Below are 25360 nucleotides of genomic sequence, written 5' to 3'. Positions count from 1 at the left end.
ACAACCGGCCGAGGTTGTGTAAAAACGTTTTTGAGCGCGACAGGTACTCAAAAACGGACTGGAAATCGCGCATCTACTCGAAACCCACATGTGCTGACGTGCCGATAAATTTCAGATTTAACATAGACTCGCACACTTCAATTTGGTGAAGCTTTTTACACACTTTTGGCCAAAAGCTGCCGTTAGGTCACTGTTACTAATCGCTCCAATCTGCCCCAAGGTATTGTCCATACGCAACTGTCATCCTGCACTTGTGAATGCTGTAGGCACGCATTCCTACAAGCACTATCCGATGGAAAACTCGTAAGCATTCAAGGTAAGGAAGTTACGGCGCGCGGAGCATCTCCTTGAGCACCGTAATGAACTCCAGAGCGACCTGGGATGGTTCTTCCTGGATTGGAAGTAATAACGCAATTTGGTACTTGATGGCCGGAAAGAAAGGTTTCGTCACCAAATTCTTAGTGAATGGGAGGCTCACGACAGGGTCGATGATGCCCACCCCCATCCCGCAGCACACCAGCTCACAGGCCGTTGAGAAAAACTCGGTTTCAGCTACTACATTCCAAGCTGCCTCATAGTCGGAAAAGGCAGTAGCCATTTGCTGATAAATCGGGTCACCTTTAAAAAGCGATATAAAGGGTACACCGTCAAGGTCGGTGGGTGTAATGACGTCCAGTTTGGACAGTGGATGATCCATCGGCATCATGCATTGGCATTCGTATGAAATCACCTCCATGTTTGATGACGGATAGTCGAGTGGCAGTTCGGCAATGGCGAGATCAAATTGCTGCGTGGACATAAGTTCGCGTATCGTCTGGGAATTGCGCGTGATGATTTTTATCTGAAGGCCAGGACGCTCTTTTGCGAAGTTGGCGATCAAGCGCGGCAGTACGTTAATGGAGACACTGGCATAAGCGGCGATAGCCAAATGTCCTCGTTTACCCGTCCGAATTTCCTTTGCGATGCGCGTTGTTCTTTCTACCGCCTCCAATGCTCTCTCAGTTTCGACAAAAAACAGGCGAGCTTCCGGTGTCGGGTGCAGTCGCCCCCCTTTTCGGACAAATAATGACAAACCCGTTTCGTGTTCCAGGGTCGCGATAGTGGTGCTTATAGCCGGCTGAGATACTCTGAGCAGCTCTGCCGCTCGGGTCATTGTGCCGTGAATCATCAGAGTTCTGAAGCACTCAAGCTGACGTATACGCATCTCAACCTCTTGCTAATGTCTCGCGCATTGGCCGCGGAGGACAACGATTTCTCAAGATGCCTCCGGCAGTAAGAACTCATACCGAACCGCTCTCGAAATCCCTTCCACCACATCATCTACAAGTAGCTTCCCCTTCTGAGCCGTCGAGCCCTTAGCCGATGACAGAACACCACTTTCTGGAACCCACTCAATCCGCGTCGGGTAAATATCGTAGACGGGGAATTCTGCAGGTCCGTGTTCCGGGATTTTATGCAGCGCCACCATATCCGGGTGATAGTGCAGCATCATCGAGGTTTCGATGACGGCGGCATGTTCAAGGGCAATACCTGGGAAGCCATTGGGGAATATCGTTGCCAGAGTCGATGCGTTGACGAACTCCCAGTGCTCCAGGCGCATGACTTCCAATCCGGTGTCGGACCCAATGTCGCGCAGCGCCAGCTCAATGCCTTCGGTGACGAACCACTGGTTCTCGTAATGGCCGATCACCAAGACCAATCGTTTGACGCCATGGCGATGAAACTCTTTGACGGCATCGCGAACTATAGCCGTCAGCGTCGCCCCGTCGACACTAGTGGTACCGCAGAAATGCTGCCCGCCGCCACACTTGGGCTGCGATTTATAACCGTAGGACAGCGCGGGAGCGACGATGCCATTTATAGCAAGGGCAACGTCCTCACTGATCGCGCTGGCCAGCAAAGCATCCGTGCCAAGTGGCAGATGCGGACCATGTTGCTCGGTAGCGCCGCAGGGCAGAAAGACAACCGCACCAGCCTTGACCCGACTTTCGTATTCAATCCAGCTCATGTTGTCCATGCGCACGTTGTTCATGGTGAAATCTCCAGAAGCATCAGAGGCAATTCCGGTGCGCCTGCCAGGCACACCGGAAATGGATATCAGCCGCGCGCGGGGTACCACTCGTCCGGCTCTGGGTATACCCAGTCATCGGGGAAGGCATAGGTTTCGAAAACGGTGGTTGTGTCCGCTTCAGTGCCAAAGAAAGCAAAGTGGTTACGACCCAACCAGGAACCAGACTGCACGCATTTGAAGCCACGACGCTCCAGTTCAGCGATTCGATCCTCGAACGGGATGTTGTTGCAGTCATAGGCAACGTGCTGAATGCCCTCTCCATGCTTTTCCAGGAAGTCGGCGAAGATGGTTGGGCCCGAGACCGGCTCCATCAATTCCCACACCATGTTGCCGCTCTGGGCAAAACAGACCGTGAGAACAAACTCCGCAGGCTGTCCGTGATAGGTCTGATTCTCGGTGTTTTTAGGGCTGAAGGTATAAACGCGCCAAGGCCCGATACCGAGTTTAAGGAGTCCGTCCATGGTACGTTTATGGTCAGCCGTGACGATTGCTATCTCCACGACGTTGCCCAGAAACGGGTCGACCTCAGCGCCGTCGGTCAGTGCGTTGAGCACGTTGTTCTGTAGTAGGGTGGACATGGGTTACCTCAATGTCGGATGGGAACAGAGGTATTTAAGCGGCTGGGCAAACTAAGCGAAATCGAGTAATTCTCAAGCAGGGTTGAGAAAATCTTTTTCTTCAGGGCGACCTAATAAGCAGATCCGTGACTTGAGATAAATTGCACTCATGCAAAAAAAAAATCGAATGTGATACCTCCCGGGGTCATGGCCCACTTCGCTTCTACGGTAGGGAAAGTACCTGCCGTCCATTGAGGAATGTGCCATGACCCATCTTCTACACATCGATGCCAGCGCCCGGGGCGAACGATCCCTAAGCCGAAAGCTATCCAGAGCATTTATCCATGCGTGGATTGAGGCCGATCCGAACGCCCAAGTGATTGTGCGCGATATCGGAGCCAACCCTCCGCCCTTCATGACCGAAGACTGGATCGGCGCTGTTTTCACTCCAGAAGAAGATCTCACCGTCGTGCAACGTGAACGGATCCATCTGTCCGACGAGTTGATCGATGAGATTGATCGTGCCGATGTGATTGTCATTGGTAGCCCCATGTACAACTATGGAATGCCTGCCGCATTGAAAGCCTGGTTCGATCAAGTGATCCGAATCGGCAAGACGTTCACATTCGACCTGGCGCGCGGCGACTTCCCGCTGGAGCCGATCATGAGCGGCAAAACCTTGGTAATTTTGAGTTCACGGGGTGAATTCGGCTTCGGCGCGGGCGGCATCCGCGAAAAAATGAATCATCTGGAAACGCATATTCAAACATGCGCTCATTATCTTGGCGTCGAACAGACCCACGTCATCACCATCGACTTTCAGGAGTTTAACGACGCGCGTCACGAAGTCTCGATTGCCGAAGCGTTCGAGGCAATTCAACAACTGGTGGGTGAGTTGGTGCATTGCCATGAATAATTCTGAGAACAGGATGGATACGGTCGTAGAGACCCTGAAAAAACTGCACGACGGAAGCATCAGCGCGACTCAGTTGGTGCAAGCCGCCTTTATCCAAGCGCGGGAGGCCGACTCAGTATTCATCTCGCTGCTCGAAGAATCGGCATTGGCAATGGCCCATGACTCCGATGTTCGACGCCAGCATGGGCAACCCTTGAGTCCGCTCGACGGGTTGCCGCTGGCAATCAAGGATCTGTTCGACATCGAAGGCACCGTGACCACCGCAGGTTCCACCACCCGAAGCGCAATCGCGCCAGCCACACGGGACGCTGCTGTAATAGAAAAACTTCGAGCCCTTGGCGTGGTGTTCATTGGCAAGACTAACCTCAGCGAATTTGCCTACTCTGGACTCGGGCTAAATCCGTACTATGGTACGCCCACAGCACTGTTCGCGAACTGTGATCCTCGAGCGCCAGGTGGTTCATCATCGGGATCGGCCATCGCGGTCCAGCGAGGGATTGTGACTGCGGCCCTGGCCACGGACACAGCCGGGTCAATTCGTGTGCCGGCCGCGTTCAATGGGCTAGTCGGTTTTAAGACATCCACCAGTCGCCATGACATGAGCGGTGTCCATCCGCTGGCCGTGACTCTCGACAGCCTCGGCCCCATCGCCCAAACAGTGGAAGATTGCAGGTTGCTGGACAATGCAATGCGTGGCCTCTCAGACTCTCCCGCCAGCGCTGTCGACCTGAGCGAAGTTCGCTTCATCGTCGACACCAAAGTCTTGCAGGACCCTCGACTCCAACCTGCAGTAGCACGCAATCTCGAGCGCGTCATGGACATCCTGCACCAATGCGGAGCTCAAATAGAAAGGCGCCCGGTGCGCGCCGTCGAGCGTGCTCGGGAGCTGATTTCGTCGGTGGGCTGGCTCGGGGCGATCGAGGCCTGGAAGCTATTAATTGCCGTGGTTGAAGGGCCTGATGCAGAGCGCATGGATCGCCAGATCAGAACCCGCCTGTTGAAGGCACGGGACCTAACCGTCGAAAAAGAAGTTCAGCTACGCGTTGTTCGTCAGCAGTTGATCGCAGACATGGCCGAGGAACTGGGTGATTCCATTCTGGTACTGCCTACGGTATTCCATGTGGCGCCTGCCTTGGCACCGCTGGAAGCTGACGACGCGTTGTTCGCTCAACTCAATCTGGACACGCTGGCAATCACCATGGTCGGCAGTCTGCTGGACATGCCTGGCGTCGCGATGCCTTCGGGCGTCAATGAATCAGACCTGCCGACCTCCATCCTGTTCTCCAGCATTACCGGGAAAGACGATCGCTTGCTAGACATCTGCTGCGCCATCGAACGCGCGCTCTGATCACCCCGGCTCGGCATCACGACCACGATGCCGAGCCGGTTCCAGCACTCAGGATTTGACCGGGAATCGCCGCTGGAAAAGGACGCGCCTGAATCAGGATCAAAAACACCCCAGAGGCCAACGTCAGCGCTCCAAGATACCAAGCGGTGTATTGATCCTCGGGTGAAACCGGGTTGGCGCCAGCGGTATAGCCGATGTAACCGAGCATCAGCATCGCCAGCACCGCCGGCACACTAAGAAAGAACGACACCCAGCCGCCTTGCCGTTTCCAGGTCATCGCAATGAACGCCGCAATCGCGGCCATGTAAGACATCACCAAAGTGATTGTGACCACGTCGTAATACCAGACGATTTTGTCCAGTGGCTTCCACCACAATAAACCGATGGCAACCAGCGAGACGATCACGTTGGCCAGCCATGGAGACTTCGCCACATTCACCGAGCTCAACGCGGTAGGTAAACGACCCTCCTCGCTCATGCGGTACAACGTCCGCGCGGCAGCACTGGAGGATATCTGCAGTCCGGCACACGCCGACGTAATAACCACGAACAATGCAATCCAGGCCATAGACGGCGGAAGATAAACATTTGCTACGGCAGCGATAGGGCCGCCATTGCCGTCCTCGACGATAGCTGCCAACTTCTCTACCGGCACCGCGAACTGCCAGCCAATCGCGGCTAGGCTGTAGATCACGAAAGCCGCTGTCAGCACCAGCAACAGTGAACGCTGAACCGTGCGCACAGGAATCCGCGCTTCTTCGATGTAGTTAATAGCCGAGTCGAAGTTGGCCAGCATCCACACCCCGAACAACACGCCGGGACCGATCACCGACCAACCACCCGCGTCTTCCAGCGAATACATCGACAACACTGAAAGGTCTGGCACTTGTGGATTCACCAGCCCGAGCACGCCCAGCCCGGCGACGACAGCAATCTCGAATACCAAAAGCACACTCGCCACTTTGGCAGTCAGGCCGACGCCTTTGCAGGAGATTCCCAAGAACACCACCACCAGTGCTGTGCCGATGCATTTAGCCGCCAGCGCGCCTGTGAGCGAAGGGAATAGCGCCTGGATATATTCAGTGCCGATGATCGCGCACATCGGTGTCACTGCCATGCAGGCCACGGCGTACGCCCAGCCCAATACACTGCCTATGTGGGGGTGCAAAAATCGGCTGGCGAACGTGAAAATTCCGCCCGCCGACGGCGCCTGCCGAGTGAGCGCAACCATGCACAGTGCCATGACCAACATTGGGAAGAAATACGCAATAAGGATCGCCAGCGGTGCGTGGTGACCGGAGATCGAGTACAGAATCGACATGGAGGACGCCGCGATCCAGCCCCGGAGCGTTGAAGCCCAGCGCCGAGAATGTTACATCACGAGTCGTCAGGGTACCCTTGTCGAGGTTGGTGTCCAGTTCGCGGACCGTGCCATTACGGTCGTAACCAATCAATTGTGAAAGATTCATTTTTCGAGACTCTGATTCTGTGCAAAGAGGGAGTGTTACGCCTACGACAAAGCCGTCGACGCACAGTTTTTTATGGTCCAGCTCAGCAGTACGGTACGAATGCCGAGAACAGCTCCGTAGAAGAAATCAAATCGTCGAGTCAGGCTCGGTGATTGTTATTTTTGAATCAGGCGTCAAAGGGCGTGACGATTTTGCTCAAGTACCTCATGTTTGAGCCAGTCGATGAAGCGCTAGACACCACGCTTTTGGGTGGGAGCGAGGCGCTCGATTTTCACGAGTAAACCTCGCAAGTACGGTCCCTCGATTCTGCACATGCGGTCGATGCGCTATTCCTCAGCAAACAAAAATTCCCTACACAACAGCAATCCCAATCCGCGCACTGCAGCATGTAGCGCGAGCGTTTCGTCGCGCACTCGAGTTGGAATTGCTTACGTACAGGTGATCATGGGGCACCACTAAAATCCAATAATATAATTTAGGTTAGTTATAAATTTAATTTATAGAGTGAGGCCATGCGCCCCTCCTTTAACTTCACACCCTCCTACTTCTCTGATGTTTTATGGTTATCAGTGAACTTACGCGGACAGGCAAGCTATCTAGCTCGCCTACTTACACCTATAAAATCCTCTTATACAGAGGCTAAGTTTTATTATTGTATTTAGGTGTTGCGCTGTGATTTCCTAGGCTTCTCAGTGCAGGATCGTTGGCACATTGACGAATTAGGAGAATCAGAATGAACGCAATCTCGGCAGTCCAGCACGATGAACTCGTGTGCCTTCCTGCTCGTCGTGGTACAGCGATCAAGCTCGAAAAGGGGCAAATAATTAAGGTGATCAATACACACGGTAAGCAGGTCGTCGACACTTGGGCTTTCAACCCTAATGACCTTCACGAGGCGATGTCGATGGAGCATTGCCGCGCTTCGTGGCTGAAGGTCAACCCTCAAGTTGGCGACACCCTGATCACCAACAATCGTCGTCCCATTCTCACCATCGTTGAAGACACCACTCCTGGAGTGCATGACACCTTGATTGCAGCCTGCGATCACACTCGCTACCAGCAGCTCGGAGTTGTTGGCCATCACGATAGTTGCAACGAGAATCTGTTCCTCGCACTGGATGCTCTGGGTCTGGTCGCAGAGGCCCCCCTAGCCCACTGAACCTTTTCATGAACGTTCCCTTATCTGCCAATGGCCAAATTAAGTTTGCTGAGCCTGTGAGTAAACCGGGGCAATACGTGGCACTGCGAGCTGAAATGGATTTGATCATTGTGTTATCTGCGTGCCCTCAGGACATCACCGCAGTCAACGGGATGATGCCCGCTGACGTGCATTACGCGGTCGTCTGTCGTTCACATGAGCAATAGAAATACAGGCCAGGCAAGCGCCAGAGGTTTAGGCTATTGACAGTTTGATTGACGTTCGATCGTCGGGAGTCTAGCCATGCGTAAATTACCCCCCTCAATTCGGTACGAGCATTTGAATCCGCGGCCCGGCACCAAAGCTTCACTGCTGCGGCAGCTGAGCTTTGTGTAACCGTTACCGCTGTGAGCCATCAGGTTCGTCAGCTCGAATCGTGCATCGGGCACAAGCTGTTTGAAAGGACGGGGCGGAACGTGGAGCTTACTCCGGTAGGGAGGACGATTTACCCGTTCCTGCGTGATGGCTTTGATCAGATCGCGCATGCCTTCTCGATAATCAGCGCTCCGAAAGACGGCGATGCTATTCAGCTCTCCACCACCCGCGCATTTGCCGAGCGCTGGCTGATGCCTCGTTTGGCTCGATTCAATCAGCTCTATCCAAACATCGTCGTGCACATCCATGGCTCAGAAAAAGCAGTCGACTTGCGCTGTGAAAGTATCGACCTTGCTATTCGATACGGCCCAGTCGAAGACTGTGATCGGGGTTCGGTAATATTGGAGGACTTTTACATTGCAGTCGCGGATCAAAGTCTTTGTCCTGCGGACAGATGTCCAACCATTGATGATTTTAGAAACCGCCCACTGCTTGCCTATAAGTGGAAGAACCAGGATTTGGAAGCGCCTGCCTGGTCTGCATGGCTGGCGCGAGTTAATTATCGTCAGGGTACGGATTTCCGCATTTCCTGGTACAGCGAGGAGACTCTCGCGCTCCACGCCGCTGAGCGTGGCCTAGGCCCATTGTTATGCAGTGACGTGCTCATTGAGGACGAGATCCGATCCGGGCGTATGCGTCAGATTGAAGGTCCGCGCATGCCTGGCTTTGCATACCGATTGGTTGAGGTTTCCTCTCCTGGTCGCAAGCAAAGTCTCGCGGTATTTATCGATTGGTTGAGACAAGAGGCGGATCTGTGTCGAGGTATGCCAGCACTTTCTGTAGTCAAGTAATTAAAGGCTCTGAATAAAATAAACGACATCGAACATCCTTTTTGACGCTTTTTGGCATACCCAGATGTGCTTTCGGATAGTTATTGGGTTTTATTAATTCCCAGTGCGGACAACTATAATTTGTCATGGGCGACTAACATGTTTAACAACGTATCTTTTCGACTCAAAGTAGTTTCTATGACAGGATTTTGTCTGTTTGTAGTTGTTGCGCTTGTTGTGAGTGTGAATATTTATCAAGCCAACTCCAGCACTAGACAAGTGAGTACCGAGAGCGAGCAGATGATTGCCAAAAAAGTCAAAGACATTCTTAAAAGTAACGCAAGCGAGAAGGCGGCCAAGTTACAGAACAAGTTTTATGCGAGTCGTGCTGTTGTCAGTGCACTGGCGGATCAGCTACTAAATATCCGCGCTCAGGGACTGCGTCGCGGTTTAGTCCACAGCCTTGAGAGAGGACCTCAATGAAGCACTTAAGAAAGTATTTGACCGCAACACAGACGTCCCTTGGCGTCTGGATGGCATTTGATCCTAACGCATTAGACCCCACCGACTCAAAGTTCAGAGACGATATGGCACACGGTTCGAACGAGGCCGGAAGGGTATCGAGTTATTGGAGTCGCCCCGATGGGAAGGGCCAGAATACAGCATTTCCTGAAAGTTATTTTAGCGATGCCTCTGTAGGTGCCGACGGAACTCCGTACAACAACTGGTACCTCTGTTCTAGGAGCAGCGGGAAAGAGTGTTTGTTACAGCCTTACTCGGACACGGTAGGCGGTCGTTTGTTGCTCCTAACCACCATCACCTATCCACTGGTCGTGGATCAGAAAGTCATCGGCACTGTTGGCATCGACATCACCCTGGACTCCATTCAAAGCGAAGCGCAAACATCCCAACGTGATTTGTTTGATGGTGCCGGCAATGTTCTGATTGTCTCTGGCAGTGGAGTTCTTGCCGGGGTTGGAACCAACCCAACAATGGTCGGTAAAAACATCAAAGAGGCAACAGGCCTTGAAGCAACCATGATTGCAGAACTCATGAAAGCGGTGACACCCGAAGTGGCCGATACAGGCGATCAGATATCCGCTTTGCATACATTCACTCCTGTCGAAGGTACGCCGGCGTGGAGAATCATTATTAGCCTGCCCAAGAAAGTCGTCCTGGCCGACGCGCTAAAACTGCAAAAGACGCTCGACGACTCCTTAAGCGCCAGTACACGCCAATCCGTATCCGTTGCTTTGCTGGTCGCAGGTATGGGTCTACTCATGATGTGGGTGGTGGCGTCTGGCGTCTCTCGGCCGATTAGTGTTGTGGCGGCAATGCTGAAGGACATCGCGAGCGGCGACGGCGATCTTACGCAGCGTCTGAAGTACTCAAAGCGAGATGAACTTGGCGAGTTAGCCGACTGGTTCAATCGCTTTCTAGACAAACTGCAACCCACCATCTCGCAGATCAAGCGGAGCGTTGTTGATGCCCGATTTACGGTGACTAAGTCCTCTGAAATATCTCAGCTCACCAGTGGTGGTATGCAGGCACAATTTCGGGAGATTGATCAGGTCGCTACCGCTGCAAATGAAATGAGCGCGACAGCGCACGAAGTCGCTTTTAGCGCGTCAAACGCAGCTAGTGCAGTGCGGGGTGCAGGCCAATCAGTCAAGGAGGGTGTTGCGATATTTGAGCGAAGTACGCATGAAATCGATAGCCTCGTTCAAGAGGTAAGCAAGGCTGTTCGAGAGGTTGAGGAACTCGCGAAGAACAGCGAAGAAATCGGTTCGGTGTTGGAGGTCATCCGTAGCGTTGCCGAACAAACCAATTTACTTGCATTGAACGCAGCTATCGAGGCCGCAAGAGCCGGGGAAAGTGGACGTGGATTTGCAGTGGTTGCCGATGAAGTCAGAAGCTTGGCCAAGCGAACTCAAGATTCTGTGGGAGAAATCGGTAGCGTCATTGAGCGTATCCAGAACGCGACGCAAGGAGTAGTGACAACGATGCACTCAAGCCAGACCAAAGCTCTCGACAGTGCTAAGCAAATTCAACTGGCATTGTCAGCGCTAGGCAGCATCAACGATGCAGTCACCATAATTAGCGATATGAACTTGCAGATTGCTAGCGCAGCTGAAGAGCAGAGTGCAGTCGCGGAAGAGGTTAGTCACAATGTTTCCGCAATCCGGGGCGTTACGGAAAGTCTAGCCGAGCAAGCATTGGAGTCTGCCAATGTCAGCAGCCAACTTGATGCGTTGGCAAATCATCAATTTAGTTTGGTAAACCAGTTCAAGGTTTAACATCTTGGACCATCGTCCCGCGGCGCAATAGCGTAATTCCGAAATAGAAGTAGCTGTTATTGACCGAAGCCTGGTTGTGATTCCTTAGTTAAAACTGGCCATCAATTTTGTCTGCCTGCCTTCACTGAACCTGCAGCTTTATTTCGGCATCCGATTTTCACACAGAAAATCATCAGTGATATGAGGCTCACGACTTCGACTCGTGAATGGCATTGCGACATCAGTCATGTCCAGCACGCTTCAATCTACCGTATTTAAAACAATTCAGGCCATTGTCTATTTTTATATGGTCTATTTTTTCTCAACCATTCTTGAGAACTACTCAATACCGCTACCTTCCGCTTCTCACTTAAAATAGCCCCTGAGCGATTCGTTATTGCCGACCAGCGAGGAAAATAAAAATGTCAGCAAATCGTGCCACTGAGTTTAGTACAACTGCTAGAGTCGCATTATGACGCCTCGGGAATTGAGAAAGTTCCTGACAAATATCGAACTTCGAGTCAACTGGATCAATTCTGGATATGGGCTGGAGCTAACGTTGCACCCATTAACTGGATTCTGGGTGCTATTGGGATTCAGTCAGGTCTTAGTCTAGTTGAAACTTTAGTTGTGATCTTACTTGGCAATCTTTTGGGAAGTGCGCTGTTTGGAGCAATGTGCATAATGGGGCATCGTACTGGTGTGCCACAGATGGTTCTTTCTCGTCTCGCATTTGGTCGTCGAGGAGCATATCTCCCGACGGTCATGCAAGTGCTCATGCCGATGGGCTGGGTTGCGATGAATACTTGGATTGTATTGGATCTGGCGGTTGCTGCTCTTGAACGCATGGATATCAGAGGTGGAATGGAGTTGAAATTTGGTATTGCTCTAGTAGTCATGTTCATCCAAGTAGGAATCGCGGCTTGGGGGTTCAACGCCATCAAATACTTCGAGCGCTACTCGATGCCTTTCATCCTGCTAATCATGGTGGTGATGACCGCATTAGCCTTTACGCACGTAGACGTACGCTGGCAACAGTCGACAATCCAAGGAATCAGCAAACTCTCAGCGATGAGCAGCCTCATGACGGCTATCGGGATTGGATGGGGTATCTCGTGGTTGGTGTATGCATCGGACTACACTCGTTTTACGCAGACCAAGCTCACTGACCGTCAGGTCTTCCGCTCAACTTTTCTGGGCATGTTCGTGCCAACGGTATGGCTGGCATTCCTAGGGGCTGCAATTGCCTCTGCTGGTGGTGGTTCTGACCCCGCCCAACTGATCATCGCAGTGTTTGGCGTGATGGCTCTTCCTGTTCTGCTGGTTCTGCTTCACGGCCCAATCGCTACCAACATCGTTGTCATTTACTCCGCAGCGCTAGCAACGCTTTCTCTCGATATGCGTGTGCCACGTTGGATTGTCTCAATTATCTCTGGCATTGTGGCCTTGTTCATTCTCTACCTGTTCGTTCAGTCCGGAGAGCTTGTCCATGCGTTTGAAAACATGATGATTTTCTTCGTTGTGTGGATTAGCCCATGGGCAGGAATAACACTTGTCGATTTTTTCATGCTTCGCCGTGGAGATATTGATGTCAACTCTCTCTATTGTCATCACTCCACAAGTCATTATGGGGATGTCAACTGGCGGGGAATTATTTCGTTGGCATTTGGCGTCGTTGCGGCTTGGCTTTTCCAAGTTGGAACTATCGAATCAATGCAAGGGCCGATCGCTATGGCAATGAGTGGTATAGATCTCTCATGGCTTGCCGGCTTCAGTGTCGCTGGCGGTATTTATTACGCACTACATCGCTCTAGAAATTCAAAAATCAACAACCAGGCTCTACTCACAGAGTAACTAATAACTAAAGCCGCATGCATTTAATCCACCCACTTCAAGAAGAGACAACTATTGTTTCATCACCAACAGAAAAGCACTTTCGATTCTCTATCTAAATTGTTTTGAGAGGAAAATAATGACGGACTTCGACGCACTCCCATTTCAGCACCTCTCGTATATTTCGTTGTCAACCGTGGCTTCATGTTTACAGCTCAGCCAAGTTTCACGAAATTTTTATCCCGGTGGGGAACGTGTGTCTTCGTCATTCTCGGGCCTTTCATCCAGCGTATTAATGCTAATGTATCGTTACGCATTTAATACGAAACGTTAGCACGGTCTCCTAGCGTCGATATTGAAAACCCAATCTGATATTTTTATACACTCTGGGTTGTGGCCATTGGCGAAAGACAGCTATCGGCCGATTGTGTTGAAAAAGTTGGCTTCTGTTTCCACAGCAGTAAAGTATGCGTCTGAGATTGAAATTTGTGTTTTATACAGAACGTTCAGGACTCAGATTTGACGTAGCTGCGTGAAAAAAGGCGCTTTCACCTCTTAATGCATGGATAGCCGGGCCGGGTCGACTTTTTCAACACAATCGGTCAAAAGCAGTCACTTGGATGTGTTTTCCTGATCCAGCACAGAATTGCCTGCGTACGCCACCTCTAGACTTACTGCTGCCGTGTGCTAATGGGGTATCGAAAGAATGCCAATAAAATACGGGCTAGATTAGGATAATCGTAGGGATATATACTTTACAAACAAGAATAATTTTATTATAAAACAAATACTTACTTACCTATTCGAGTCCAGGTCGTGGAGCCAGACAAGGTTCCAGAGAAGGCTTTCAAAATCTCTGCCCCCCGAAAAACCCGCCTTCTGGCGGGTTTTTTCGTTTGCAGGTCAAGCGAATACTGGCGGATGCCATTGCCCCCCATAGAAGCTAGAAGCCAAGAACCAAGCCAAGACGGAGGCCCCATCAACGGCCGCCACCTGGAAAGCGTTGCCCTCGACTGGCATTACGGCACGACCAAAGCACACAGTGATCGGTGGCAAGCGGTACTCAAGCAACGTGAGTGTTCGCTGCAAGCTCATGCGCGGGCTCAGGCTTGATCTTGAACCAGAGGGCGTACATCGCTGGCAGGAACACCAAGGTCAGCACGGTGCCGGCAAACGTACCGCCAATCAGGGTGTACGCCAGCGTTCCCCAGAACACCGAATGGGTCAGCGGAATGAACGCCAGCATCGCCGCCAATGCCGTGAGAATCACTGGCCGTGCACGCTGCACAGTGGCTTCGACCACTGCGTCATAAGGCGACAGACCGGCTTGCTCATTTGAGTGAATCTGGCCGATGAGGATCAGCGTGTTGCGCATCAGAATCCCTGACAAGGCAATCAATCCCACCAAGGCGTTGATCCCGAACGGCTGCTGGAACAGCAGCAGAATTGGCACCACACCAATCAGGCCCAAAGGCGCGGTGGCGAACACCATCATCATTGCCGACATCGAGCGCACCTGAATGATGATAGTCAGCAACATCAGCGCGATCATGATCGGGAACAACGGCAACAATGCCTTGTTTGCTTTACCCGACTCCTCGATCGCGCCGGCAAACTCAATGCGGTAGCCCGCCGGCAGTTTTTCGGTGATGGGCTGCAACTGCGTTATCAAGGCGTTGGAGACATCGGGAGGCTGAAGACCTTCAGCCACGTCACCGCGCACGGTTATTGTCGGCGTACGATCACGACGTCGCAGGATGGGCTCTTCCATGCGCACATCCACCGCCCCTACCTGGGACAGCGAAACGCGCTGGCCTTGGACGCCGGTCAGCGTGAAGGCGGCAATTTTCGATGGATCCAGACGCGTCTCACCCGCGGAGCGAGCGACCACCTGAACCGAACGAATGTCCTCACGCACCTCGGTGACAGGCACCCCTGTGAGTAGAAATTGCAGCTGTTGCGCGACATCGGTCGAGGTCAAGCCGAATGCTTGCAGGCGATCCTGATCCAGCGTGAGATGAAGTGCCGGCACGCGCTCGCCCAAGTCGATGTTGACGGTCCTCATCATGGGGCTGGCGGTCATGATCTCACGCACCTGCGCGGCGATATCCCGCAACACTGCGGGGTCGGCGCCCATCACCCGAAAGGCCACCGGATACGGTGAATAAGGACCAAATACCAACTGCGTCACTCGGACCCGAGCTTCAGGCGCCAAACCATCGGCCGCCGCTTGTCTGAGGCGGAGCTTGAGCGCCTCACGCTCTTGCTGATTCACCGTCAGGACGACGATTTTTGCGAAGGATGGATCGGGTAGTTCAGGGGCCATCGCCAAGTAGAAGCGCGGCGCGCCCTGGCCAATGTAAGCAGTGACGATCTTGGCCTCCGGCTGCTGAGCCAACCACGCCTCGACCTTGGCCGCCGCCACATCAGTCTGTTCGATAGAGGTGCCGTAAGGCATCTGCATCTCAACCAGCACCTCAGGTCGGTCGGACGTGGGGAAGAACTGCTTGTTGACCACGCCCATGCCCAAAATCGCAACAACAAACAAGCCCACGACGGATGTCGCCACCAGACCTTTGCGGCGGATCACACTGCCCAGCAGGCGCCTGAAACGCTGGTAGTTCGGTGTACCGTAAATCGCCGTATGTCCGCCTTCAGGCACCTTGATCTGCGGCAGCAGTTTGACGCCCAGGTAAGGGGTAAACACCACGGCCACCACCCAGGAAGTGATCAGCGCGATGCCAACGATCCAAAACATGTTCGCGGTGTACTCACCAGCGGTCGACTTGGCAAAACCGTTGGGCATAAAGCCGATCGCTGTCACCAACGTTCCCGACAACATCGGCGCGGCCGTGTGGCTCCAGGCATAAGCGGAGGCCTTGATTCGGTCGTAGCCCTCCTCCATCTTCACCACCATCATTTCAATGGCAATGATTGCATCGTCCACCAGCAGTCCCAGCGCCAGAATCAACGAGCCCAGGGTAATTCGATCAAAGTCTTTGCCCGTGGCCGCCATGACAATGAACACGGCCGCCAGGGTCAGCGGCACCGCCGCGGCAACCACAACGCCGACACGCCAGCCCATGCTGAGAAAACACACCAGCAGCACCACGCCCAAGGCAGCAAAAAACTTCACCATGAACTCGTTGACGGAGGCGCCAATATTCACCGCCTGATCCGTGACCTTGGTCAGGCTCATGCCCAAAGGCATCTGCTCGTTGATCGCTGTGGCCTCAGCGTCCAGCGACTTCCCCAAATCCAGGCCGTTCCAGCCGTCGCGCATGACCACGCCGAGCAACAGTGCCGGCTCGCCGTTGTTACGTACCAGGAACGTCGCGGGGTCCTCATAACCACGCTTGACCTCAGCCACATCGGACAACTTGAGGGTTCTGCCTTGCACCGTCAGTGGGGTATTGCGAATCTTCTGCAGGTCATCAAACGCGCCATCCAGGCGGATGAAAACCTGTGGGCCCTTCGCTTCTGCCGAACCTGCCGGGGTTATCATGTTTTGCGTGTTCAACGCACTGAAGATGTCTCGTGCGGAAATGCCCAGTGTCGCCAAACGCTCGTAGGACAGCTCGACAAAAATGCGCTCGGCCTGTTCACCGATGATGTTGACCTTCTTGACACCCGCCACATGCAGCAGACGCTGGCGCAAGCTCTCGGCTTCGCGCACCAATAGACGTTGCGGCTCGCCCTTGGCCTTGAGCGCATAGAGCGCGAAGGTGACATCGGAATACTCATCATTGACCATCGGGCCGATCACCCCAGACGGCAACCCCTTCTGCTCATCCAGGATTTTCTTGCGCGCCTGGTAAAATTCCTCCTGGACGGCTGAGGGGGGCGTGCTGTCGAGCAGGTACACCGTAGTGAATGCCAAGCCGGGCCGGGTAAAGGTCTCGGTTCGATCGTACCAACGCAGTTCCTGCATGCGTTTTTCCAGCTTTTCTACCACCTGGTCTTGCATCTCCTGGGCCGTCGCCCCAGGCCAGGCAGTGACCACCGTCATTTGTTTAATGGTGAATGCGGGATCTTCCGCACGCCCCAGTTTGAAGAAGGCGTACAACCCACCCACAGAAATCAGCAGGATCAAAAACAGGGTGATTGAGCGCTCGCGTACGGCCAGCGCCGAAAGATTGAAGCCGCTCATCGACTTACCTCAACCACTGAATTTTGCGGAGCATCGGCGAGTTCAGTCCTGACCTTCTCTCCCTCGCTCAGCAAGTGAGCACCCAATGCGACAACTCGATCACCCACCTGCAGATCCCCCGTCACGCGCACGCTGGCCTCATTATTCAGGCTGCGAACCTTGATCGGGCGCCATGCCACCTGCTCCGGTTCCCCGCCCACCACCCAGACCCCCGGGCCTTTACCGGCGTCGTAGAGGGCCCCCATGGGCACCTGTAATTCCTTGGCATCAGCAACATCCGTGTCAGCGATAACCACTGAGATCGTCGAACCCAGGGTGGCGTTGGAGAGCGCCCCCTCCAGCACATAACGCGCTTCAAACGTTCGGGTCTGTCGGTCGGCAGAGTCGGACAACTGGCGTAAACGCGCGCTACCTGCAGTCTGGTGCTGGCCGTATAACTCAACCGTCGCCGCCGAGCCCAGCGCAGGACGTAACGTCTCGGGTAACTGGATCACGGCCTCGCGCTGCCCTGAATGGGCAACGCGTACCACCACCTGCCCTGCGCCAACTACCTGCCCCGGCTCCGCCAAGGTATCCACTACCACCCCGTCAGCATCCGCCAGCAACGTCGAATAACCGGTCGCGTTTTTCGCCACATCAGCCTGGGCCTGGGCAGCGTTGAGTTGGGCTTTCGCCGAGTCGGCAGCTGCTTTGAACCCTGCGTAAGCTGAAGCAGATACCGCTCCGACGGACACCAGATCACGGTAGCGAAGCTCGTCATCGGAGGCCTGCCGAGCTCGGGCCATGGCGGCCAGTACCGCTTCCTGCTGTGCCCGCGCGGTCAGCGTCAGGTCGTTGGCATCGATTCGCATAAGTGACTGCCCGCGCTTGACACTTTGTCCAGCATCCACCAAACGCTCCAAGACCTTCCCAGGTACCCGAAAACCGAGATCGCTCTGAACTCGGGCCGCGACGATACCGGTGAATACCCGTGCCGCAGGCGCGGAGGGTTGAACCACGCCGATACGCACCAAGGGCACTTGAAGGCGAGGATCGGCAGGCGTGGCCTCGTTGCAGGCCGCTAGGGCAAACGGCAACAAGACAATGAAAATGGCTGACATGCGGTGGCGCTGGATCATAAAGATCTCTCGGTAGCGGATGCACCATGCTTATTCAAGTGACCTTTTATGTCAATAGTCACTACCGAGACGAATGAACATCGCCCACTTGATCAGAGCAAAGCAAAGAGGCTCGATATCTAGTTTTTTCAGGCGCACACGCTGATACGGATGCGCAGCGCATCCGTCAGCAGAGGTTTAAGGCATCAGGCTGCGCAGAACAAGATTGGAGATAAGCGAGGGGGGCTTCTTCAACAAAATCGAGGTTGTACTGCAATAGCAGAGGATTGATGAAGGGCCGCAGAGCGAGATGAATCGCCTCTACCGTCTCGTCCAGCGGAGTCTTGCGTTCAAACTCACCGAGCTCTCGCCCCTCACGCACGATTTGCAACACGAAGCTCTTGATCTGAGCGTCATAGACTTGTGAGCAGGGCCATCGCTCCGACGCGGCGAACGCTGCGATGTCGTAGAGTTTACGGTCGTTAAAGAACAGGCTCACCCCTGTAGCGATTAAGGTTTTGACCAGGCGCCGAAAACGTTCAGTCGGCGAGATGCCGTCTACATTGATGGCTTGCTCCACTGCCGCAACGATTTCAGTCAGGCAATTTGTACAGATTGCTTCACCAATCGCCTGCTTGGATTCAAAGAATTTGTAGATGTAAGCCTTTGAAAAGCCGATGGCCTTGGCTAGGTCAGAAACCGTTGTTTTGCCATAACCGTATTGACTGAAATGTTCGTTGGCCGCCGCGACAATCTGGTCTCGAATGTCGTGATCGGCTGGGCCACGGGCGCTGGGCGAAGAAACTGATGGCTGATTCATGCGAGCAGCTTACTCATCCCAAAGGTGGTTGACAACTTGTGACCAATTTGTAATATCGTCACAAACCGACCCTTTCGCAGGTATCGCATGCACCCTCCTCCTCGTTTCGCCGTTTTGCTGTGTTTGGGTATGGTTGCAGGTTGCGCAGTGGGCCCTGACTACTCAAAACCCCGTGTGGAATTGCCCGAGCATTTCTCCGCGCAAACGTCCAAGGCACGACAACTGGGCGCCGCAAATGACGATCTCGCCGCTTGGTGGAACGCATTTAATGACCCAATACTCAGTCAGCTGATAAATCGAGCACTTGAACAGAACCTCGATTTAGCCCAGGCAAACGCAAGGATCGAGCAGGCTCGCGCCGGTTTGGGCGCAGCTAACGCAGCCCTCCTGCCGTCGGCTACCGTCAATGGTCAAGCGGCCCGAGCCCGTCAGTCATTGGAGACGCCGTTGGGCCAAGCGCTGAATTCAGACCCTTCCTATAATCGCTACGGCAGTGCCTATGAGGCGAACTTGAATGCCGGCTGGGAGCTGGATGTGTTTGGTGGGCTGCGCCGAGGTAAAGAAGCCGCCTTCGCCGATTATCAGGCCTCGCAAGCCGGAGCGATTGCCACACGCCTGGCAGTGGTCGCGCAGACAGCCGATCTTTACATCAGCATCCGTGGCCTTCAAGCACGCCTGGAAATTGCCCGGCAGCAAGTAGACACACGACAACAACTGCTCACCACCATCGAACACCTCTACGCAAAAGGCCTGGCGGCTGAATTGCAGTTGAACCAGACCCAAGGCGCGCTGAACCAGGCGCAGGCCACCGTGCCGGTACTGCAAGCAGGCATTGACACGGCAATGAATGCGCTGGATGTCATGTTGGGCAAGGCGCCCGGCACTTACAGCGCGCAGTTGACTAAGCTGGCGCCCATCCCTGAGGTGCCAGGCGTCTCGGACATGGGCGCTCCAGCCGACCTGCTGCGTCGGCGTCCAGACTTGATCGTCGCGGAGCGCCGTCTTGCGGCATCCAGCGCGCGCATCGGCGAAGCCATGTCCGAGTACTACCCCAAACTGTCTGTGGCTGCGCTGCTCGGCAGTGCTACATCGGTATCCAGCGCAAACCTGTTCAGCAACGGCGCCAGTCAGGCTTCGGCGGCACTGGGATTACGCTGGCGGCTGTTCGATTTTGGCCGCATCAACGCCCAGATTGATTTGGCAAAGGGCCAGGAAGCCGAAGCCTTGGCCGCTTACCGCCAGTCCGTTCTGCGGGCCTGCGAAGATGTGGAAAGCGCTGTTTCGGCACGGATCAACCGCGAGCAACAATCGACCCAGCTCGCCCAGGGCGAGTCGGCGTATGCGAAAGCCAGAGCGACATCGTTTGCCGCCTATGAAAAAGGCGTGGTCAGCTTGATCGAAGTGCTGGATGCCGATGAACATCTCCTAGCGGCATCTGATGGCAGAGCCCAGGCACAAACTGAATCGGCTCGCGCTGCAGTGGCCACGTTCAAAGCATTGGGCGGCGGTTGGCAGCGAGATGACTCAGATGCTCGCGTTGTCTCAAAAAGAGCGGAAACTCGAATGTTTTTTCCTGATCCAGGGATATCGAAAGAACTCCAATAAAATACGGGCTGGATTAGGATAATCGTAGGGATATATATGCTAAAAAACATTGTAGAACAAATGCTTATTTTTCTGTTCGAGTCCAGGTCGTGAAGCCAGACAACGTTTCAGGGAAGGTTTTCAAAATCTCTGAAGCTCCGAAAAAACCCGCTATTTGGCGGGTTTTTTCGTTTCTGGCTACCGAGCCTACTGCTGCAGTATGAACGTTGCCAGGGTTTGCAGATTGTCCGGACTTATCTGTGCGAACGGTGGCATCGGGATATTCCCCCATTTGCCGGTACCGCCGTGCTGGATGCTGGATGCCACCTTGACCAGTGCCTGCGGGTCACCGGCGTACTTGGCAGCTACAGCATGATAGGCCGGCCCTACGACTTTTTGATCGATCGAGTGGCAAGCCAGGCAACCGTTGCTCTGGAGCAACGCCATGGCATCGACTTTTGCTGCCGGCGCCGCCGGGGGCTGCCCCGCCGATGGATTCAAAGCAGCCTGCACATCGGCATCGCTCGTTTGGGCACTCCCGTAGGTCACCGCCAGGTAGGCGCCGATAGTGCTCACATCCTGATCGCTGATCGGAGCCCCGTACACGTGCTGCATCTTGCCCGCCTCAGCGGTCCACTGCGCCAGCGTCATGCCCGGAGGCTGGAAGTTGATGTAATCGGCCGAATGGCAGGTGGAGCATTTCTGCTGGGCCAACGGATAGCCAGGCAGCGCACTGGGTTTGAGCACAGCCGTTTCGGGCGGCAAGGTGATCGATAGTGGCGCTGCGTTAGCCCAGCCAGCCAAACAAACCTGAGCCGCACAGAGCAAAGTCATCATGTATTTCATGCGTTTCATGCGAGCCCCTCAGGCGACAGTCACGTGGCTGGTTTCTACGACGTGGCGGCGGTAGCCAGCCGGGTTCCAGTCGGCCTGCAGCGGCTGCGTCTCGCCCGCACTGTTACTGGCTCGCACCATCAACTGGGTGGCACCCGCGCTGGTAAAGGTGATCGGCAGCGTCCACTCACGGAAGGAGAAACGGCCAAGGTCCTGCCCAAGCGCGGCTTCGCGCCAGACTTTTCCGCCGTCGATCGAGATTTCCACCTTGTTGACGCCAACACCGCCGTCGAACGCAATACCCTTGAGCACCACGCTTTTTTTCAGCGGCAACACATCGCCATGTTTAACGCTGGTGAAGAAACTGCGCACCGCCAACTTGGAAATCGGCAGGGTTTTTGCCGCTGTGGTGCCAGGGGCAATGCAGAAGCAATCGTTGTCCGGCAGGCGGTAACCTTTCGCCATGAAGAAACCTTCATAGGTATGGTCGACGACTTCAATCTCACTGAGGTGCTTGACCCAATAGGTGCCGAAATAACCGGGTACGACCAGACGTATCGGGTAACCGTTGAGGAATGGCAGATCGGTGCCATTCATCGACCAGGCAATCATGGGCTCGCCGTCCATGGCATGGCTGATGTCCAGCGCCTTGATGAACTCCGGCGTACTTGGCAGCACGGGCTTATCGAGCCCACGGAAGGTCACTTGCCTGGCATCGGCTGTCACACCCGCCTTTTCCAGTACCGCCTTGAGCGGCACCCCCACCCAGCGCGCATTCCCCATCGAACCATTGCCCAACTGAGCACCAAACACGCGGGGCATCGAGAAGCCGCGGCTGTTACCTGAGCACTGATTGACGGCCACCACTTCTACCGGCTCGGCAAGGGCCTTGAGCTCTGCCAGGGAAAGTGACAGCGGCGTGTTGACCGAGCCCTTGATCGTCAAGCGGTAGCTGTCTGGATCAATGCTGGTAGGGAAATTGGCCAAGTGGTAACGCACGAAAAACGCGTCATTGGGCGTGATGGGCCCTTCGTTGAAGACCGGAAACGGCGTCTCAAGGTGCGGCGGGCGTGTGGTCACCAAGGTCAACGGGCGTTTTTGCGGATACTGCACCAGTGGCCGGGGGCCGGCGGCAAAGGTCACCTCTTCGGCGGTTTCGTCGGCCTTGGTTTCGTCGGCTGCCCTGGCCAGGCTCGCCAACGGAGAAGCGGCCAAAGCGAGGGTGAAGGCATCGCGCAGAACGCGTCGGCGGCTCGGCTTGCTGTTATCTATAAAACTGAACTTCATTCGGTGCTCTCTATAATTGTTTTACTGAGATGCAACTGTCAGCCCGGCCAAGGCACGCAGGCCTCGGGCTCGATGTTTTTTTAAGGGTTTCGCTTCACGGTTGGACTTCGGTGCGAAACCAGTATCGTCACGCCAAAGTCGACCGCTTTTCATTTGACGTCAGCGGCTTAACATTTGACGACAGTCGTTGCCGACGCATGCGGTCGAGCGTGGTATCTCAACAGACTTGTCCCAAGCCACACATTCAGCCAAAAAAAGGCGTCCCGAAGGACGCCTTTTTTATATTTCCATGCCTTGAATGTTGTCAGACATGCTCACTGCTTTTCGCATGCAGCGCTCGCGGCTCTCCATGCCCATGGTCGGTTTCCACCACCGGGATTTCTTTTCCGTCGCAGTCATGCAGTTTGCCTTCGCTGAAATAATCCCCTTCGCGCAACGCCGCCAGGTCCTGATAACGCAACACGCGCTCAGTACCGGCCGCGAACACCGACTGCTGATCCGAGTTACCCGCCGTGAGGTGGTTGAATGTCAGGTTCAGCACGATGGCCATGATCGCCGACGAGCTGATGCCCGAGTGGAAGATGGTCGCGAACCAGCTAGGAAAATGGTCGTAGAAGTTCGGTGCAGCGATGGGGATCATGCCGAAACCGATAGAGGTAGCGACGATGATCAGGTTGACGTTGTTGCGGTAATCGACCTTGGACAGCGTCCGGATACCACTGGCCGCCACCGTACCGAACAGCACGATACCGGCACCGCCCAGAACAGACGTCGGCACAGCGGCGATGACCCGGCCCATGAACGGCAGCAAGCCGAGAATCACCAGGAACAAACCACCCGTGGCGACCACGTAGCGGCTCTTGATCCCGGTCACCGCCACCAGCCCGACGTTCTGGGCGAAGGCACTTTGGGTGAACGAACCGAAGATCGGCGCAATCATGCTCGACAGCATGTCGGCGCGCAGACCGTTGCCCAGGCGTTTGGAGTCGACTTTGGTGCCAATGATTTCACCGACGGCGAGGATGTCCGCCGAGGTTTCCACCAAGGTCACCATGACCACGATGCACATCGACAGGATGGCGGCGAAGTGGAAGGTCGGCATGCCGAAATGAAACGGCGTCGGGAAGCCGAACATCGGACCTTGGGTGACGGACGAAAAGTCCGCCATGCCGAGAAACACCGCGATGACCGTGCCGATGACCATCGCCAGCAGAATCGACAATCGGGAGATGGTCGCGCTACCGATCTTGCTTAGCAGCAACACCAGCACCAGCGTCACCGCCGCCAGGCCAATGTTCGCCACGCTACCGAAGTCCGGCGCGTGGCTATTGCCACCCATGGCCCAACGCGCAGCCACCGGCATCAACGTCAGGCCGATGGTCGTGATCACAATACCCGTGACCAGCGGCGGGAAGAACTTGGTGATGCGCGAAAACACCGGCGTGATCAGCAAACCAATCAACGACGCGGCAATCACCGCCCCGAGAATCGACTGGAATCCGCCCTCCCCGCCACTGCTGACTATCGCCACCATGGTCGCGACACCCGAGAACGACACGCCCTGTACCAGCGGCAACTGACAACCAAAGAACGGTAAACCGAGGGTTTGCAGTAATGTCGCCAAGCCCCCCGCAAACAATGAAGCTGCAATCAACAAACCGATGTCCGCCGGCGAGAGTCCGGCCGCCTGACCGATGATCAAAGGCACCGCGACGATGCCTCCGTACATGGTCAGAACATGTTGCAGGCCGTAAGCCATATTCGCGCCGATCCCGAGATTTTCATCCTCGGGCCGTTGGTGTGAAACATGGGGCGTTTTCATGGTTGGGGGGTTCCCTGGTTTTTGTTGTGCGCACACTGTATTCAAGACACAGGACAAATGTCTATAGAGTTGTATACAACTTATCAGTCAGATTATGGACAGGTGTCCATTTTGCTCGTCGAGTGACGAACCTGGCCGCACAAAAAACCTTGAAATACATCCCTCCAGGTACACGCCCCTTCTGCCGCTAATCTTTTTCGTTCATGGCGACCGCCGGCACGGATGCCCTCTTTTTTATACATATAAAGTATGCATAATGAAGCCATTCGACATTCAGTATGACAAGGCAAAGAACGCGGCCAACAAACTCAAGCATAGGGGCATCAGCCTGGCGGAAACCGAACCGGTGTTCGATGACGAGCGGGCCCTGACGCTGCAAGACCACGATCACGACGAACAGCGCTGGATCATCATGGGGCAGGATGCCAAAGGTCGTTTACTGGTGGTTGCCTACACGTGGCGCGAACCGAATTTCGTTCGAATTATTTCCGCACGCGTCGCCACCAAAAACGAGCGTCGCCACTACAGGGATGCATGACCATGAAAGACGAATACGACTTCAGTAACGCCAAGCGCGGGGCCATTGCCTCCAGCAAAGGCAAGACCCGCATTACCATCATGCTGGATGATGCCGTCATCGAGGCGGCTCGCTCGCTCGCGGAGAACGAAGGGTTTGGTTATCAAACAGTCATCAACAACACGTTGCGCCAGAGCTTGCTCAGCGACAAAGGACAAGGCGCGAAGGTCGATCAACCCAGCGGCGCCACTGCCGGCCAACTCAAAAAAGGCGTAACGGCCACCGACCTCAAGAGCCTCGAACAGAAACTCGCAGAGGCCCTTAACGAAATCCGTCGTGTGATGGAGCCGGGGATTCGGCCATAGGGGATAGGATCATGAAGGCAAGTCAAGATCAGCATTAGTGCGCAAGGCAGATCGGCAGATCTGCCTTGCGC

General features: G+C 54.6%; 18 protein-coding genes and 2 pseudogenes. 10 read left to right on the top strand and 10 right to left on the bottom strand.

All coding sequences use genetic code 11. The annotated features are described in order from the left end of the window. Window positions 1–325 precede the first annotated feature (325 nt). The 3 genes from AB4N76_RS24095 to AB4N76_RS24085 all read right to left on the bottom strand — a co-directional run bounded on the left by AB4N76_RS24095 (window position 326) and on the right by AB4N76_RS24085 (window position 2649). The gene (locus tag AB4N76_RS24095) at window positions 326–1204 is read right to left on the bottom strand and encodes a LysR substrate-binding domain-containing protein (RefSeq protein WP_046026913.1); all 879 of its coding nucleotides are present in this window, start codon (window positions 1202–1204) and stop codon (window positions 326–328) included. A gap of 51 nt (window positions 1205–1255) precedes the next feature. Next, a complete protein-coding gene (locus AB4N76_RS24090) occupies window positions 1256–2032 on the bottom strand; it encodes a creatininase (RefSeq protein ID WP_046026914.1) in 777 nt (258 codons plus the stop codon). A gap of 65 nt (window positions 2033–2097) precedes the next feature. Then, a complete protein-coding gene (locus tag AB4N76_RS24085) occupies window positions 2098–2649 on the bottom strand; it encodes a VOC family protein (RefSeq protein WP_052961850.1) in 552 nt (183 codons plus the stop codon). 244 nt (window positions 2650–2893) lie between these two features. Here AB4N76_RS24085 and AB4N76_RS24080 point away from each other — a divergent pair, with 244 nt between their 5' ends. Next, window positions 2894–3544, top strand: coding sequence for an FMN-dependent NADH-azoreductase (locus AB4N76_RS24080; RefSeq protein WP_046026915.1), 651 nt, complete (start codon window positions 2894–2896; stop codon window positions 3542–3544). Continuing rightward, on the top strand, window positions 3537–4892 hold the full coding sequence (locus tag AB4N76_RS24075; protein ID WP_256594966.1) for an amidase family protein: 1356 nt from the start codon (window positions 3537–3539) through the stop codon (window positions 4890–4892). The genes AB4N76_RS24080 and AB4N76_RS24075 overlap by 8 nt, the downstream gene beginning before the upstream one ends. A 16-nt stretch (window positions 4893–4908) precedes the next feature. On the opposite strand, the gene AB4N76_RS24070 is transcribed toward AB4N76_RS24075, so the two are convergent. Next, a complete protein-coding gene (locus tag AB4N76_RS24070) occupies window positions 4909–6213 on the bottom strand; it encodes an APC family permease (protein ID WP_460163609.1) in 1305 nt (434 codons plus the stop codon). Between the two features lie 881 nt (window positions 6214–7094). On the opposite strand from AB4N76_RS24070, the pseudogene AB4N76_RS24065 reads away from it, so the two are divergent. From AB4N76_RS24065 to AB4N76_RS24045, 5 genes and pseudogenes are all read left to right on the top strand, one after another. After that, window positions 7095–7726, top strand: a pseudogene (locus AB4N76_RS24065) (DUF1989 domain-containing protein). Between the two features lie 84 nt (window positions 7727–7810). Then, window positions 7811–8725, top strand: coding sequence for a LysR substrate-binding domain-containing protein (locus AB4N76_RS24060; RefSeq protein WP_460164634.1), 915 nt, complete (start codon window positions 7811–7813; stop codon window positions 8723–8725). A gap of 138 nt (window positions 8726–8863) precedes the next feature. Next, a complete protein-coding gene (locus AB4N76_RS24055) occupies window positions 8864–9187 on the top strand; it encodes a hypothetical protein (RefSeq protein ID WP_460163608.1) in 324 nt (107 codons plus the stop codon). Further along, window positions 9184–11001 (top strand): methyl-accepting chemotaxis protein, encoded by a 1818-nt coding sequence (locus AB4N76_RS24050; RefSeq protein ID WP_460163607.1) that lies wholly within the window; start codon window positions 9184–9186, stop codon window positions 10999–11001. The genes AB4N76_RS24055 and AB4N76_RS24050 overlap by 4 nt, the downstream gene beginning before the upstream one ends. Before the next feature lie 414 nt (window positions 11002–11415). Next, the gene (locus AB4N76_RS24045) at window positions 11416–12834 is read left to right on the top strand and encodes a purine-cytosine permease family protein (protein WP_460163606.1); all 1419 of its coding nucleotides are present in this window, start codon (window positions 11416–11418) and stop codon (window positions 12832–12834) included. A 1042-nt stretch (window positions 12835–13876) separates the two neighbouring features. Here the strand turns inward: AB4N76_RS24045 and AB4N76_RS24040 are convergent. The 3 genes and pseudogenes from AB4N76_RS24040 to AB4N76_RS24030 all read right to left on the bottom strand — a co-directional run bounded on the left by AB4N76_RS24040 (window position 13877) and on the right by AB4N76_RS24030 (window position 18880). Continuing rightward, entirely contained in the window at window positions 13877–16963 is a 3087-nt protein-coding gene (locus tag AB4N76_RS24040) for an efflux RND transporter permease subunit (protein WP_460163605.1), read from the bottom strand. After that, window positions 16960–18081, bottom strand: coding sequence for an efflux RND transporter periplasmic adaptor subunit (locus AB4N76_RS24035; protein ID WP_077430546.1), 1122 nt, complete (start codon window positions 18079–18081; stop codon window positions 16960–16962). The genes AB4N76_RS24040 and AB4N76_RS24035 overlap by 4 nt, the downstream gene beginning before the upstream one ends. A 177-nt stretch (window positions 18082–18258) precedes the next feature. Beyond that, a pseudogene (locus AB4N76_RS24030) lies at window positions 18259–18880 on the bottom strand (TetR/AcrR family transcriptional regulator). An 87-nt stretch (window positions 18881–18967) separates the two neighbouring features. Here AB4N76_RS24030 and AB4N76_RS24025 point away from each other — a divergent pair. After that, the gene (locus AB4N76_RS24025; protein WP_460163604.1) at window positions 18968–20485 is read left to right on the top strand and encodes an efflux transporter outer membrane subunit; all 1518 of its coding nucleotides are present in this window, start codon (window positions 18968–18970) and stop codon (window positions 20483–20485) included. A gap of 186 nt (window positions 20486–20671) precedes the next feature. On the opposite strand, the gene sorB is transcribed toward AB4N76_RS24025, so the two are convergent. The 3 genes from sorB to AB4N76_RS24010 all read right to left on the bottom strand — a co-directional run bounded on the left by sorB (window position 20672) and on the right by AB4N76_RS24010 (window position 24407). Next, window positions 20672–21319 carry a SorB family sulfite dehydrogenase c-type cytochrome subunit gene (gene sorB / locus AB4N76_RS24020; protein WP_077430549.1) on the bottom strand — a complete coding sequence of 216 codons (648 nt, stop codon included), beginning with the start codon at window positions 21317–21319 and terminating at the stop codon, window positions 20672–20674. Between the two features lie 9 nt (window positions 21320–21328). Continuing rightward, entirely contained in the window at window positions 21329–22585 is a 1257-nt protein-coding gene (sorA, locus tag AB4N76_RS24015; protein WP_046026923.1) for a SorA family sulfite dehydrogenase catalytic subunit, read from the bottom strand. Between the two features lie 304 nt (window positions 22586–22889). After that, window positions 22890–24407, bottom strand: coding sequence for a nucleobase:cation symporter-2 family protein (locus tag AB4N76_RS24010; RefSeq protein ID WP_077430551.1), 1518 nt, complete (start codon window positions 24405–24407; stop codon window positions 22890–22892). Between the two features lie 256 nt (window positions 24408–24663). On the opposite strand from AB4N76_RS24010, the gene AB4N76_RS24005 reads away from it, so the two are divergent. Both AB4N76_RS24005 and AB4N76_RS24000 read left to right on the top strand, forming a co-directional pair. Further along, window positions 24664–24945 carry a BrnT family toxin gene (locus AB4N76_RS24005; RefSeq protein ID WP_046026925.1) on the top strand — a complete coding sequence of 94 codons (282 nt, stop codon included), beginning with the start codon at window positions 24664–24666 and terminating at the stop codon, window positions 24943–24945. Between the two features lie 2 nt (window positions 24946–24947). Further along, on the top strand, window positions 24948–25289 hold the full coding sequence (locus tag AB4N76_RS24000) for a BrnA antitoxin family protein (protein WP_046026926.1): 342 nt from the start codon (window positions 24948–24950) through the stop codon (window positions 25287–25289). Window positions 25290–25360 lie beyond the last annotated feature (71 nt).

It is taken from the genome of Pseudomonas sp. S2_F03, assembly GCF_054668335.1.
Note: the sequence above shows the minus strand (reverse complement) of the source record. Positions and strands in the feature narration are given on the sequence as shown.

Coding starts and splice junctions, on each gene's coding strand:
- AB4N76_RS24095 (WP_046026913.1), bottom strand. CDS start 1,204: ATGCGTATACGTCAGCTTGAGTGCTTCAGAACTCTGATGATTCACGGC.
- AB4N76_RS24090 (WP_046026914.1), bottom strand. CDS start 2,032: ATGAACAACGTGCGCATGGACAACATGAGCTGGATTGAATACGAAAGT.
- AB4N76_RS24085 (WP_052961850.1), bottom strand. CDS start 2,649: ATGTCCACCCTACTACAGAACAACGTGCTCAACGCACTGACCGACGGC.
- AB4N76_RS24080 (WP_046026915.1), top strand. CDS start 2,894: ATGACCCATCTTCTACACATCGATGCCAGCGCCCGGGGCGAACGATCC.
- AB4N76_RS24075 (WP_256594966.1), top strand. CDS start 3,537: ATGAATAATTCTGAGAACAGGATGGATACGGTCGTAGAGACCCTGAAA.
- AB4N76_RS24070 (WP_460163609.1), bottom strand. CDS start 6,213: ATGTCGATTCTGTACTCGATCTCCGGTCACCACGCACCGCTGGCGATC.
- AB4N76_RS24055 (WP_460163608.1), top strand. CDS start 8,864: ATGTTTAACAACGTATCTTTTCGACTCAAAGTAGTTTCTATGACAGGA.
- AB4N76_RS24050 (WP_460163607.1), top strand. CDS start 9,184: ATGAAGCACTTAAGAAAGTATTTGACCGCAACACAGACGTCCCTTGGC.
- AB4N76_RS24040 (WP_460163605.1), bottom strand. CDS start 16,963: ATGAGCGGCTTCAATCTTTCGGCGCTGGCCGTACGCGAGCGCTCAATC.
- AB4N76_RS24035 (WP_077430546.1), bottom strand. CDS start 18,081: ATGATCCAGCGCCACCGCATGTCAGCCATTTTCATTGTCTTGTTGCCG.
- AB4N76_RS24025 (WP_460163604.1), top strand. CDS start 18,968: ATGCACCCTCCTCCTCGTTTCGCCGTTTTGCTGTGTTTGGGTATGGTT.
- sorB (WP_077430549.1), bottom strand. CDS start 21,319: ATGAAACGCATGAAATACATGATGACTTTGCTCTGTGCGGCTCAGGTT.
- sorA (WP_046026923.1), bottom strand. CDS start 22,585: ATGAAGTTCAGTTTTATAGATAACAGCAAGCCGAGCCGCCGACGCGTT.
- AB4N76_RS24010 (WP_077430551.1), bottom strand. CDS start 24,407: ATGAAAACGCCCCATGTTTCACACCAACGGCCCGAGGATGAAAATCTC.
- AB4N76_RS24005 (WP_046026925.1), top strand. CDS start 24,664: ATGAAGCCATTCGACATTCAGTATGACAAGGCAAAGAACGCGGCCAAC.
- AB4N76_RS24000 (WP_046026926.1), top strand. CDS start 24,948: ATGAAAGACGAATACGACTTCAGTAACGCCAAGCGCGGGGCCATTGCC.